Origin of the sequence: Kineococcus aurantiacus, assembly GCF_013409345.1 — a bacterium.
GTDB classification, from domain to species: Bacteria; Actinomycetota; Actinomycetes; order Actinomycetales; family Kineococcaceae; genus Kineococcus; species Kineococcus aurantiacus.
The window spans coordinates 2283831-2296265 of sequence record NZ_JACCBB010000001.1 but is presented as its reverse complement, the minus strand read 5'-3'; the positions used below and the strand labels follow the sequence as shown (position 1 = coordinate 2296265).

The following is a 12435-nucleotide window of genomic DNA, read 5'->3' as shown; positions in this document are numbered from 1 at the left end:
CGCGTCCGATCGCGCGGTGCCCGGGCGCACGGTCGCGGCCCTCTCCGTGCTCGACGACCTCGTGGTCCGACCGCTGGTCGGACGGTGCGCTCCTGGATCAGGCCTCGCGCCATCGCGTGAAGGCCTCAGCCAACCGCCGCACGTCCTCCTCCGGCATCCCCCGCAGCGACCACCGGCGCAGGTGTCCCTGGACCGGCAACCGGATCGAGGGCTCCTCGTCCCAGCGTCCTCGCACCCTGACGTCCACCACCTCGGACCAGGCGACCAGCGGCCCGAAGCGCAGGGAGGAGCGGATCCGCACCCCCTCCGCGGTGAAGGCGACGGCAGGGGGCCGGGCGAGGAGGACGAGCACCAGGACGAGGCCGACGAGGGCCGGGACCAGGCCCCGCAGGACGTCGGCGAGGTCGTGCCGGTCCTGGACGGCCCGGGCGTTCTGCGACCGCCCGGCGGTCCTGCCGGGCGCCTCAGAGGTAGGGGCGGGTCAGCAGTTCGATCCCGTGCCCCGCCGGGTCCATGACGTAGACGCCACGGCCGCCGTGCTCGGTGTTCCACCGGCCCGGCTGCTGCCGTCGAGGGTCGGCCCAGTGCTCGACGCCGCGCTCGACGAGCTTGGCGTACGCGCGGTCGAAGTGCTCGTCGTCGACGAGGAAGGCGTAGTGCTGCATCTGGATCTCCACCGGCGGCTCGGCGAACTGCAGCAGGACGCCGTCCCCGATCAGCAGGTTCGTGAAGATCCCCCAGGACGGGGCGTCCTCGGCTTCGAGGAGGTCGCGGTACCAGGCGGCCGACTGCTCGCGGTCGGTGCTGACGATGATGGTGTGGTTGAACGAGGCGGTCACGGGTGCTCCTGCGCGGGGATCGCGGGGTGGGGTGCGCGGGAGCGACGGGCCGGTGCGAGGTGCACCTGACGACGAGCCCCCGGGCGGCGGGGAACCGGCCGGAACGTCGTCCAGCCGGGAGGGTTTCCTCCTTCGTCTCGCCCATCGGGGGCTCCCGGCCAGCGTAGCCAGCACGTGCCCGCTCACGTCGAGGAGCAGCCGCACCGCCGCGCGGGCCCGGGGCCCTCCCACCGTCGCGAGGGGACCGACCCCGGCTGACGACGGACGGGCGCGGCCCGTCGACCGTCACCGGGGTGCTCAGGCGGGACCGGTGCCCTGCGACGTCTCCTGCGCGCCCGCCGTGCTCTCCCGCACGACGAGCCGGTGGGGGACGACGATGCGTTGCGCCGCAGCGGGTCCGCGCCGGCCGATCCGGTCGGCCAGGCACGCCAGGGCGCGGTCGGCGATCTGCCGCTTGTCGGGGGAGACGGTCGTCAGCGACGGGGTCGCGTAGCGGCCGTCCTCGACGTCGTCGAACCCGGCGAGGGCGACGTCCTCGGGCACCCGCCGCCCGCTGCGCAGCAGCACCCGCAGCGCGCCCAGGGCCAGGCCGTCGCTGAAGCAGAAGACGGCGTCGGGCGGGTGCGGGCCGTCCAGCAGGGCGTGGGCCGCGCGGGCGCCCTCGGCGCGGTGCAGCGTCGCCACGGGCACCTCGAGGGCCTCCTCGTGCGGCAGGCCCGCGTCGGCGAGGGCCTGCCGGTAGCCCAGGAGCCGTTGCGCGGCGGTGCCGTTGGCCAGCTGCGGTTGCAGGCCGACCGCGGCGATGCGCCGCCGCCCCAGCCCGACGAGGTGGGTGGTGACGGCGTGCGCGGCGGCGACGTTGTCGACGGTGACGTGGTCGGCGGTCCCGGCGGGGTCCCGCTCGCCCAGCACCACCAGCGGCAGCCGGTCGGCGTGCGCGGACAGCTCCTGCGGCGGCAGGGCCCAGGGGCTGACGACCAGGCCGTCGAGCATGCGGCTGCCGCCGCCGGTCAGCAGGCGGCGCTCGCCCTCGGCGGTGCCGCCGGACTCGTTGACGACGACCGTCCAGGACCGGTCGAGGGCGCTGGCGACGACGAGCCCGGCCAGCTCGGCGAAGTAGGCGGAGGTCAGCTCGGGCACGACGAGGCCGACGACGCCGGTCCGGCCGCCGCGCAGGTGCCGGGCGGCCAGGTTGGGCCGGTAGCCGACCTCGTCGAGGACCTGCTGGACGCGGGCGCGGGTGGCGGGGGCGACCGGGCCGGCCCCGCTGACGACGTTGGACACCGTCCGCACCGAGACCCCGGCCCTCGCCGCGATCTCCCGCAGGTTCGCCGTCACCCAGCACCTCTCCCGTCCGTCCCACCGCGTTGCCCGCCGATCGTCGCACGGGTGGTCGCCCTGTCCGCTTGCCACGTGGCATGCCACGTTGCAGACTGGGGCGAACCCCGTACTCGACGAAGAGGTGGACGTCATGACCGCGGAAGCTCAGCACGTTCCGGACCAGACGCAGGACCAGGGCCCCAGCACCGAGGAACTCGTCGCGACCATCCACCGCGACGGCATCGTCGCCCGCAAGGGCGCCTTCAGCACCGAGTGGGCCGACCGGCTCCGCGAGGACATCGAGGCCGCGTTCTCCGAGGCCCGCTCCCGCCCCGACGGCGCCGTCGGCCGCGGCCCCAACCGCTACTACGTGGAGATCCACCCCGAGCAGCTGCGCGGGTTCGTCGACCTCGTCGACCACCCGTGGGTCCGCCGGGTCTGCGAGGGCGTCCTCGGGCCGGACTACGAGATCGTCGAACTCGGGTTCGACGTCCCCTTCGCCGGCGCCGTGAACCAGCCCTGGCACCGCGACTTCCCCGCCCCCGAGGAGACCAAGCGCGACGGGCGCCTGACCTCCCTGGCCTTCAACCTCACCGCCGTCGACACCGAGGAGGACATGGGCCCGTTCGAGATCGCCCTCGGTACCCAGTTCGACGACGGGACGCAGTTCAAGCACGAGATGTTCCCCGACAAGGCCGACTACGGCCGGTACGAGGAACGCGCCGTCCGCAAGTACCCGCAGCGCGGTGACGTCTCGGCGCGCTCGGCGCTGACCATCCACCGCGGCACGACGAACCACTCCGAGAAGGCCCGGCCCGTGCTCGTCCTGGGCGTCGACGCCCCCGGCGCCGGCAACGCCGAGCACCACGACATGGCCGTCACGAAGCGGTACTGGGAGACCCTGCCCGAGCGGGTCAAGGCCCACCTGCACTGCCCCGTCGTCGACGAGCTCACCCCCATCACCCAGAAGCACACCATCGAGGGCCTCGTCATGGGTGAGGCGTGAGCGCCGCCGCCGCGGCGCCCGCGACCGGACAGCCCCGGCTCGTCTACGCCGTCGCCGCGACCTCCGCCCTCGGCGGGCTCCTGTTCGGCTACGACACCGGCATCATCTCCAGCGCGCTGCTGTTCCTCAGCCGCGACTTCGGCCTGTCCTCCCGGCAGCAGGAGATCGTCGTCAGCGCCATCCTCGTCGGCGCCATGGTCGGCGCCCTCGGCGGCGGCGCGCTGTCGAACCGCTACGGACGCAGGCGGATCGTCGCCGCCGTGGCCGTCGTCTTCGGCCTCGGCGCGGTCGCCGCCGCCCTGGCCCCCGACACCGGCTCGCTCATCGCAGCCCGGTTCGTGCTGGGCCTGTCCGTCGGCGGGGCCTCCGCGATGGTCCCCGTCTACATCGCCGAGATGGCCCCGCCGGGGATCCGGGGCCGGCTCATGGTCCTGTTCCAGCTCATGGTCGCCATCGGACAGCTCGTCGCCTACGTCTGCGGCTACCTGCTGGCCGGCAGCGGCGGCTGGCGGTGGATGTTCGCCCTCGCCGTCGTGCCCGCCGTCGTCCTCGTGATCGGCATGACGCGGCTGCCCGAGAGCCCTCGCTGGCTCGTCGAAGCCGGCCGCACCGACGAGGCCCGCCGGGTCCTCGCCCGGCTGCGCCGCCCCGAGGACGACGTCGACGCCGAGATCGCCGGCATCCACGCCGTGCAGGACCGGCTGCCGACCAACCCCTGGAAGGAACTGCGCCGGGGCTGGATCCGCCCCGCCCTCGTCGCCGCGCTCGGCATCGCCATGTTCTCCCAGCTCACCGGCATCAACGCGGTCGTCTACTACGCCCCGACCGTGCTGACCGACGCCGGGTTCGGCGACTCCGTCGCCCTGCTCACCGGCATCGGCATCGGCGTCATGCTCGTCGCCGCCGGGATCGCGGGGACCCTGCTCCTCGACCGCGTCGGCCGCCGCCGCATCCTGCTGCTGCTCATGCCGGGTTCGGCGATCGCGATGGGCGTCCTCGCGCTGTCGTTCCTGCCCGAGCAGACGTCCACCGCCCAGCAGTGGGTCATCGTGGGGGCGTTGTTCGCGTACATCGGGCTCAACGGCGTCAGCATGCAGTCGGTCGTGTGGCTGCTCGGGCCGGAGATCCTGCCGCTGGCGGTGCGCGGACCCGCGACCAGCCTGGCCGCCCTCACCCTGTGGGGTTTCGACCTGCTCATCGCCGTCACCGCGCTCACCGCCGTGAACACCATCGGCCGCACCGCCACGTTCGGCATCTACGCCCTCATGAACGTGCTGTGCATCGTGTTCGTCGCCCGGTACGTGCCCGAGCCCAAGGGCCGCAGCCTGGAGCAGGTCGAGCAGGCCCTGCGCCGGCCCGGCCGGTTCGTCGACAACGTCGCCGCCGCGCAGGTCCGCGTCCCGGACGCCCACGCGGTCGGGTCGCGCCGGGACTGAGGCGGTCCGTCACCATCGTGGGGACCGAGAACCCCCTCCCGCCCCCGGAGACCCCGCGATGACCACCACCGCACCCAGCGTCCTGTTCGTCTGCGTCCGGAACGGCGGCAAGTCGCAGATGGCCGCCGGCCTCATGCGGCAGCTCGTCGCCGCCCACCCCGACCACCCCGTCCGGGTCGGGTCCGCCGGCACCCGGGCCGGGACGTCGCTCAACGCGCAGGCCGTCGAGAGCCTGCGCGAGGTCGGCGTCGACATCGGCGACCAGCGGACGCGGCAGCTGACCGACGAGCTCGTCCAGGACGCCGACCTCGTCGTCGTCCTCGGCGACGAGGCCCGCGTCGAGCCCACCGGCGGGACCGCGGTGGAGGTGTGGGAGACCGACGAGCCCTCCACCCGCGGCATCGAGGGCGAGGAGCGGATGCGGCTGGTCCGCGACGACATCGCCGCCCGCGTCGAGCAGCTGCACCGGCGGCTGACCGGCCGGGGCTGACCGGCCGGGGCTGACCGGCCGGGACCGACCGGGGCGTGAGTCCTCAGGCCCCCGGGCCGGGCTGGTCGTGCCGGTACCCGCCGACCCCGCGCGACGTCGCGAGGTCCCAGTCGTCCCGGTGCGGGACGTGCCGCCAGGACCGGTCGCGGGCCCGGTCGCGCACCGTCAGCGCGACGATGAGAACCAGCAGGACGAGGGCCACGACGACGAGCGTGGCGGTGATGACGGCGAACGAGGTCACGACGCTGTTCCCTTCCTCCGGAGCACCTCACCGTCGCACGCCGTGACGGCCCGTCGCCACCGGTTCGGGCAGATCGGTCCCCGGCTCAGGCCGGCCCGGACTCGGCGACGATCCGCGCCACGGTCGCCTCGTCCAGCTCGAACAGCTCCTCCCCGTCACCGGGGGAGGGGACCGACAGGACGTGCGAGCGCACCCCGCGGTCGTCGACCTCGACGAGCAGCGCCCCCGACCCGCGCAGGATCCGCTCGCGCCCCGGGGCGGCGAACGGGTCGGCGCGGTTGGCGACGGCCGGGGCGACCAGCAGGGTCAGGCCCGAGGCCAGCGTCTGCGCCGCCGGGTGGTGGTAGTGCCCCGACAGCACGACCCGCACGTCCGACCCCTCCAGCGCGGCCAGCAGGCCGCCCGGGTCCTGCAGCTTCAGCCCCTCGTGCAGCACCGTGGGCGCCGGGACGGGGGAGTGGTGGACGACGACGGCGGACCCCCGCGGCGCGGGCGTCGCCAGCACCGAGCGCAGCCAGTCCAGCTGCTCGGCCCCCAGCGACCCGTACCCCATGCCGGGCACCGAGGAGTCCAGCACCACGAACCGGAACCCGTCGACGTCGTGCACCGAGCGCGTCGGGCCCAGCACCCGCGTGAACCCCTCGGGCAGGTCGTGGTTGCCCATCGCGAACACCGGCACGGCCCCGTGGGCGCGCGCGAAGGGGCCCACCAGGTCCCGGACCGTCTCGTAGGAGGCGACGGTGCCGTCGTCGGAGACGTCCCCCGACACCACGACGGCGTCGAGGGGCCCGACGCGGTGCAGCGACTCCAGGACGTGCCCGAGCGCCGCGGTGGTGTCGACGAGCCCGCCGTGCAGGGCACCGCCGGCCAGGAGGTGCGTGTCGGACAGGTGCAGGACGCGCGTCACTGGTCCTCGTCCCCGTCCCCGCCGCCGTTCCCGTTGCCGTTCCCGCCGCCGTTCCCGTTGCCGCCGCCGTTGCCGTTCCCGTTGCCGCGCGAGCCCGAGGGGACGCCGACGGCCGAGGACCCGTCGGTCGGGGAGCTCGTCGCGGTCGACGTCGACGAGCCCGTCGGGGACGAGGTCGAGGTCGACGTCGAGGTGGGCGAGCTCGTCGCCGTCGGCTGCGCGGCGACGACGAGGTTGACGACGCTGCCGACGTCGACCTTCGTCTGCGCCGGCAGGTCCTGCTCGACGACGGTGCCCGGCTCGGCGTCGCCGGTGGTCCTCTCGCTGGTGTTCACCCGGAACCCCAGGTCGTTGAGCTGGTCGGTGGCCTCAGACTCGGACTTGCCGGTGACGTCGGGGACGGTGACCTGCCCGCTGGCCACCTCGATCCCGATGCTCGTCCCCTTCGGCTGCGAGGTCCCGATCGCGGGGTCGGTGGAGACGACCCTGCCCTCGCCGACGCTCGGGTCGTCGGTCGTGGTGACGTTGCCGACGGTGAACCCGGCCCCCGTCAGCGCCGACCGCGCCGCCTCCTGCGTCAGACCCGACACGTCGGGCACCGCGACGGCGTCCGGGCCGGTGGACACGACGACGTTCACGGTGCCGCCGGCCAGGACCGGCGTCCCGGCCACCGGGTCGGTGCTGACGACGTTCCCCTCGGCCACGGTGTCGTCCGCGGCCGTCGTCACCCTCGGTGCGAGGCCGGCGTCGGTGAGCGCCTTCTCGGCGTCGGCCTGCGCCTGGTCGACGACGTCCGGCACGGGGACCGTCACCGGCGTCGAGGACGTCCCGGTCGCCGAGCCGTCCCGGCCGCCGCCGTCGTTCGCCAGCGCGTAGACCGTCCCGCCGATGCCCAGCACCAGCGCGACGACGAGCACCACCCACGGCCACCGCCGGCTGCGCGCGGCCTCCGGGCCGGGGTCGTCGGTGACGCGCGGCAGCGTCCCCGTCGCCGGTCCTGCCGGGACCGCCGGGGCGACGGTCGTCGCCGCCGCGGCCGCCGCGAACCGCTGCGTCGCCTGCTGCGCGGCCGGGTCGTCCGGGAAGCTCGCCCCCCGCAGCGGGCGGCCCTCCACGGCCCGGCGCAGGTCGTCGGCGAAGTCCCCCGCGCTCTGGTAGCGGTTCTCCCGGTCCTTCGACAGGGCCATGAGCACGACCTGGTCGATCGCCGGCGTCAGGTTCGGCACGAGCGCCGACGGCGGCCGCGGCTGCTCCGAGACGTGCTGGTAGGCCACCGCGACGGGCGCGTCCCCGGTGAAGGGGGGCCGGCCGGTGAGGATCTCGTACAGCAGGCAGCCCGTGGAGTACAGGTCGCTGCGGGAGTCGACCTGCTCCCCGCGCGCCTGCTCCGGGGACAGGTACTGCGCCGTGCCCATGACCGCCGACGTCTGGGTCAGCGTCGCGGAGGAGTCGCTGACGGCGCGCGCGATCCCGAAGTCCATGACCTTGACCTCGCCCGCCGGCGTGATCATCACGTTGGCGGGCTTGATGTCGCGGTGGACGATGCCCATGCGGTGCGAGTACTCCAGCGCCCCGAGGACCCCCTCGGTGATGGACAGCGCCTCCTCGATGGCCAGCGGGTGGTCCGAGCGCAGCACGTCGCGCAGCGTCCGGCCCTCCACGTACTCCATGACGATCCACGGCAGCTCGACGCGACCGCCGCCGTGCTCGGTGATCGTCTCGGCGCCGGTGTCGTAGACCGCGACGATCGAGGGGTGGTTCAGGCCCGCCGCGGCCTGCGCCTCCCGGCGGAACCGCGCCTGGAAGGAGGGGTCGCGCGCCAGGTCCGAGCGCAGCAGCTTCACCGCCACGGTCCGCCCCAGGCGGGTGTCGCGCGCGACGTGCACCTCGGCCATGCCGCCGCGACCGAGCAGGTTGCCGACCTCGTACCGGCCGCCGAGCACGCGCGGCGCCGGCAGCCCGTGGCCAGTCGTCGTGTCCGTCACTGCTCTCCCCGTTCCTTCGGATCACCCATCGAGGGCCGCTTCCATCACCGTCTTGGCGACCGGTGCGGACAGCCGCCCCCCGTACGCGCTCTCGGTCGACCCGCCGTCCTCGATCACGACGGCGACCGCGACCTGCTTCCCGCCCTCCTCCGCGAACGACGTGAACCACGCGTAGGGCGGCAGCCCCGTGCCGTGCTGCGCCGTCCCCGTCTTCCCGCCCACCGTCGCGCCGTCGATCTGGGCGCGCGTCCCGGTGCCGTCGGAGACGACCAGCTCCATCATCCGCTGCAGCGTCTGCGCGGTGTCCGAGCTGACCGCGCGCCCCAGCTCCCGCGGCGACGGCTGGTCGATGACGTCGGCCGTCTGGTCGGCCTCGCGCACGTCCGCGACGATGTTCGGCTGCATGACGACACCGTCGTTGGCGATGGCCGCCGAGATCATCGCGACCTGCAGCGGCGTCGCCAGGTCGTTGCCCTGCCCGATCGCGGAGTACGCCAGCAGCGGGCCGGCGACCTCGTCCCCGGTGGGGAAGCTGCTCGTGGCGACCGACGTCGGGATGGACAGCGACTGCCCGAACCCGAACTTCGCGGCCTGCGCGTCGAGCGCGTCCGCGCCCAGCGTCAGCCCCAGCGACCCGAACGCCGTGTTGCAGGAGATCTTCAGCGCGTCCGCCAGCGACACCTGGTCGTTCGGCCCGCACGCCGTGCCCTCGTCGTTCTTCAGCGTGTTGCTCGTCTGCGGCAGCGTCAGCTCCTGCGGCCCGGGCAGCAGGGTGTCCGCGGTGTAGTCGCCGCTCTCCAGCGCCGCCGCCGCCGTGATCAGCTTGAACGTCGACCCCGGCGGGTACAGCTGCGACGTCGCGCGGTTCAGCATCGGCTCGTCCTCGTCGGCGTTCAGCGACGTCCAGGCCTCCTGCTCGGTCCCGCCGTCGTGGCTGGCCAGGGCGTTCGGGTCGTAGCTGGGGCTGGACACCATCGCCAGCACGTCACCCGTGGCGGGGTCCAGCGCCACGACGGCGCCCTTGCGGCCCGCCAGGGCGTCCCACGCGGCCTGCTGCACCTTCGGCTGGATCGTCAGGGTCACGTCCGCGCCCTTGGGCTGCTCACCGGTCAGCAGGCTCGACAGGTTCCGGTAGAACAGCTCGTCGGCCGAGCCGGACAGCACGTCGTTCTCGGCGCGCTCGACCGCCGACGTGCCGTAGCGCAGCGAGTAGAAGCCCGTCAGCGGCGCGTACAGCGGCCCCGCCGGGTACTGCCGCTGGAACTGGTAGGCGTCGCCCGACTCCGCGCTCGTCGCGACCGCCGCGCCGCCCTGCACGAGGATCGCGCCGCGCTCGCGGCCGAACTCGGCGTACAGCTGCCGGGAGTTGCCCGGCATGGCGTTCAGCTTGCCCGCCGACAGGAACTGCACCCACGTCGTGGAGGCGAAGAGGGCGAAGAACAGGAAGGCGACGACGAGGGACAGCCGGCGCAGGGGACGGTTCACAGCGTCCTCACCACCTGCGTCACGCCCGTGTCGCCCTCGGGGCCGTTGCGGACCTCCGCGGCGGGGCGCCGGGCCAGGTCCGAGACGCGCAGCAGCAGCGCCACCACGATCCAGTTCGACACCAGCGACGACCCGCCCGCGGCCAGGAACGGCATCGTCAGGCCCGTCAGCGGGATGACCCGGGTCACGCCGCCGACGACGACGAACACCTGCAGCGTCACCGAGAACGCCAGGCCCGCCGCGAGCAGCTTGCCGAACCCGTCCCGCACGCCGATGGCGGTCCGCAGCCCCCGCTCGACGAGCACCACGTACAGCGCGAGCACCGCGAACAGCCCGGCCAGCCCCAGCTCCTCCCCCAGGGAGGAGTAGATGAAGTCCGAGTTGGCGTACGGGACGGTCTGCGGGCGGCCCTGCCCCAGGCCCGTGCCCGTCAGCCCGCCGTTCGCCATCCCGTACAGCCCCTGCACGAGCTGGAAGCTGGCCCCGCTGCGGTTCTGCGCCGTGAACGGGTGCAGCCAGATGTCCACGCGGGCCTGGACGTGACCCATCGTCGTGGCCGCGAACACCGCCGCCGCCGAGAACATCAGCAGGCCCAGCACGATCCACGACACGCGCTCGGTGGAGACGTACAGCACCGCGACGAACAGGCCGAAGAACAGCAGCGACGTCCCCAGGTCCCGCTGCAGGACGAGGATGCCGATGCTCGCCACCCACGCCAGCAGGATCGGGCCCAGGTCCCGGGCGCGCGGCAGCTGCAGGAGCAGCACCTTGCGGCCGGTCAGGCTCAGGGCGTCGCGGTGCACCACGAGGTAGCCGGCGAAGAACACCGCCAGGCAGATCTTCGCCAGCTCCCCGGGCTGGAACGTGAACCCGGCCAGGCCGATCCAGATGCGCGCCCCGTTCACGGTGCGCCCCAGCCCCGGGACCATCGGCAGCAGCAGCAGGACCAGACCCGCCACGGCCGCCGTCCACGTGTACCGGCGCAGGATGCGGTGGTCGCGGACGAGGACCAGCACGACCCCCGCCGCGACGACCCCCAGCGCGGACCAGACGAACTGCCGGGACGCCGCCGAGGTGCCCTCGGCCAGGTCGATGCGGTGGATCATCACCAGGCCGATCCCGTTGAGCAGGGTCGCCACCGGCAGCAGCATCGGGTCGGCGTGCGGGGCCCGCCAGCGCATCAGCAGGTGCAGCACGACCGCCAGGCCGCCCAGCCCGCCGGCGTACGCGAAGAGGTTCGGCGGCAGCGACCCGTCGAGGGTCAGCCCCACGACGGCCCACGCGCCGCCGGCGATGACGACGGCCAGCACGACGAGCGCGAGCTCCACGTTGCGTCGCGTCGTGGGGTACACGGGCAGGACGGTGGCCATCAGCCGACACCTCCGCAGTCCTCGGGGGTCACGGTCCCGGTGGGGGTGGGTGTGGGGCTCGCCGTCGCGGTGGGGCTCGCGGTCGGGCTCGCGGTCGGGGCGGGGGCCGGGGTCGTCGCGGCCCGGCACGCCGCCGCGAACCCCTCCAGGTTCGTCACCAGCTGCCGCGCGTCCGCCAGGCTGCTCGACGTCACCCGCGCCCGCACCCGGCCGGCCCACGTCGTCGGCAGGTCCGCCACCTCGATCGTCGTGCTCTCCAGCACGTGCGACGTCCGCAACGGCCCCACGTCCTGCGACAGCCCCTGGTAGATCGCCACCGTGCCGCCGTCGGCGCCCACGAAGTACTGCTGCTGGCTCCAGCGCCACACCGCGAAGCCCCCGGCCGCCACCAGCAGCACCAGCAGCAGCGGGCCCGCGACCCACCGCAGCCGGCGGCGCCGGCGCTCGCGGTCGGTCAGCGACGGGCGGCCGGTGCCGTCATGGTCGTCCTCCGAGTCGTCGGACTCGTCCTGCGCGGCGCGCAGCGCGGCGGCCCGCGCGGCGGGGGTCCCCGCCGCCGACGAGCGGCGGGGCCGGTGGAAGGCGGCCGCGCCCACGACCTGCGGCGTCGTCGAGGGCGCCGACCCGCCGCCGAGCTCGACGACGTCGGCCACCAGGCACGTGATGTTGTCCGGGCCGCCGCCGCGCAGGGCCAGCTCCACGAGCCGCTGGCACGTGGTGTCCGGTTCCAGGCCCGCGGCGAGGGTCTCGGCGATCGTGTCGTGGCTGACGACGCCCGACAGGCCGTCGCTGCACAGCAGGTACCGGTCGCCCGGGCGCGCCTCGCGCACCGAGACGTCCGCCTCGTCGTCGTCGCGGCCCGTCAGCACCCGCATGATCACCGACCGCTGCGGGTGGCGCTCGGCCTCCTCGGGGCTGATCCGGCCCTCGTCGATGAGCGACTGGACGTAGCTGTGGTCCTTCGTCAGCTGCGTCAGCCGCCCGTCGCGCAGCAGGTAGCCGCGGGAGTCGCCGATGTGGGCCAGCACCAGCCGCGACCCCGCGCGCAGGACCGCCGTGACCGTGGTGCCCATGCCGGCGAGGTCCGGTTCGGAGTCCACGCGGCGGCGCAGCTGCTCGTTGGCGGCCTCGATGGCGTCGTGCAGGTGCTGCGCGGCGTCGTCGCTGCCGTGCGACTCCCCGTCCAGGACCGACAGCTCACCGACCGCGAGGGAGCTGGCGACGTCCCCGCCCGCGTGCCCGCCCATGCCGTCGGCGACGACGAGCAGGTGCGGGCCGGCGTACCCGGAGTCCTGGTTGGTGGTCCGTCCCAGCCCGACGTCCGACCGGGCCGCGTAGTTCAGGGCGATGGCCACG

12 protein-coding genes are annotated in these 12435 nt (G+C 74.4%); 3 read left to right on the top strand and 9 right to left on the bottom strand.

Annotation, left to right across the window (positions count from 1 at the left end):
- Positions 1–97: 97 nt before the first annotated feature.
- The 3 genes from BJ968_RS11145 to BJ968_RS11135 form a co-directional block, all read right to left on the bottom strand.
- Positions 98–352: a hypothetical protein gene (locus tag BJ968_RS11145; RefSeq protein WP_179751824.1), complete on the bottom strand. Its 255-nt coding sequence runs from the start codon at positions 350–352 to the stop codon at positions 98–100.
- A 112-nt stretch (positions 353–464) separates the two neighbouring features.
- A complete protein-coding gene (locus BJ968_RS11140) occupies positions 465–839 on the bottom strand; it encodes a VOC family protein (RefSeq protein WP_179751822.1) in 375 nt (124 codons plus the stop codon).
- Positions 840–1136: 297 nt separating this feature from the next.
- Positions 1137–2177 carry a substrate-binding domain-containing protein gene (locus BJ968_RS11135; RefSeq protein ID WP_179751819.1) on the bottom strand — a complete coding sequence of 347 codons (1041 nt, stop codon included), beginning with the start codon at positions 2175–2177 and terminating at the stop codon, positions 1137–1139.
- Positions 2178–2310: 133 nt separating this feature from the next.
- Here BJ968_RS11135 and BJ968_RS11130 point away from each other — a divergent pair, with 133 nt between their 5' ends.
- From BJ968_RS11130 to BJ968_RS11120, 3 genes are read left to right on the top strand one after another with little or no spacing between them, the layout of a single operon-like run.
- Positions 2311–3165, top strand: a complete 855-nt coding sequence (locus BJ968_RS11130) for a phytanoyl-CoA dioxygenase family protein (RefSeq protein WP_179751817.1) — start codon at positions 2311–2313, stop codon at positions 3163–3165.
- A complete protein-coding gene (locus tag BJ968_RS11125; protein WP_179751815.1) occupies positions 3162–4601 on the top strand; it encodes a sugar porter family MFS transporter in 1440 nt (479 codons plus the stop codon). The genes BJ968_RS11130 and BJ968_RS11125 overlap by 4 nt, the downstream gene beginning before the upstream one ends.
- Positions 4602–4659: 58 nt before the next feature.
- Positions 4660–5091: an arsenate-mycothiol transferase ArsC gene (locus tag BJ968_RS11120; RefSeq protein WP_179751813.1), complete on the top strand. Its 432-nt coding sequence runs from the start codon at positions 4660–4662 to the stop codon at positions 5089–5091.
- Positions 5092–5134: 43 nt separating this feature from the next.
- On the opposite strand, the gene BJ968_RS11115 is transcribed toward BJ968_RS11120, so the two are convergent.
- The 6 genes from BJ968_RS11115 to BJ968_RS11090 form a co-directional block, all read right to left on the bottom strand.
- Positions 5135–5332, bottom strand: coding sequence for a hypothetical protein (locus tag BJ968_RS11115; RefSeq protein WP_179751811.1), 198 nt, complete (start codon positions 5330–5332; stop codon positions 5135–5137).
- 85 nt (positions 5333–5417) lie between these two features.
- Positions 5418–6239, bottom strand: a complete 822-nt coding sequence (locus BJ968_RS11110; protein ID WP_179751809.1) for a metallophosphoesterase — start codon at positions 6237–6239, stop codon at positions 5418–5420.
- A complete protein-coding gene (pknB, locus tag BJ968_RS11105; protein WP_218884993.1) occupies positions 6236–8224 on the bottom strand; it encodes a Stk1 family PASTA domain-containing Ser/Thr kinase in 1989 nt (662 codons plus the stop codon). The genes BJ968_RS11110 and pknB overlap by 4 nt, the downstream gene beginning before the upstream one ends.
- A 21-nt stretch (positions 8225–8245) precedes the next feature.
- A complete protein-coding gene (locus BJ968_RS11100) occupies positions 8246–9709 on the bottom strand; it encodes a penicillin-binding transpeptidase domain-containing protein (RefSeq protein ID WP_179751807.1) in 1464 nt (487 codons plus the stop codon).
- Positions 9706–11079 carry an FtsW/RodA/SpoVE family cell cycle protein gene (locus BJ968_RS11095; RefSeq protein WP_179751804.1) on the bottom strand — a complete coding sequence of 458 codons (1374 nt, stop codon included), beginning with the start codon at positions 11077–11079 and terminating at the stop codon, positions 9706–9708. Before BJ968_RS11095 ends, BJ968_RS11100 begins: the two co-directional genes overlap by 4 nt.
- Positions 11079–12434, bottom strand: coding sequence for a Stp1/IreP family PP2C-type Ser/Thr phosphatase (locus BJ968_RS11090; protein WP_179751802.1), 1356 nt, complete (start codon positions 12432–12434; stop codon positions 11079–11081). The genes BJ968_RS11095 and BJ968_RS11090 overlap by 1 nt, the downstream gene beginning before the upstream one ends.
- Position 12435: the final 1 nt, after the last annotated feature.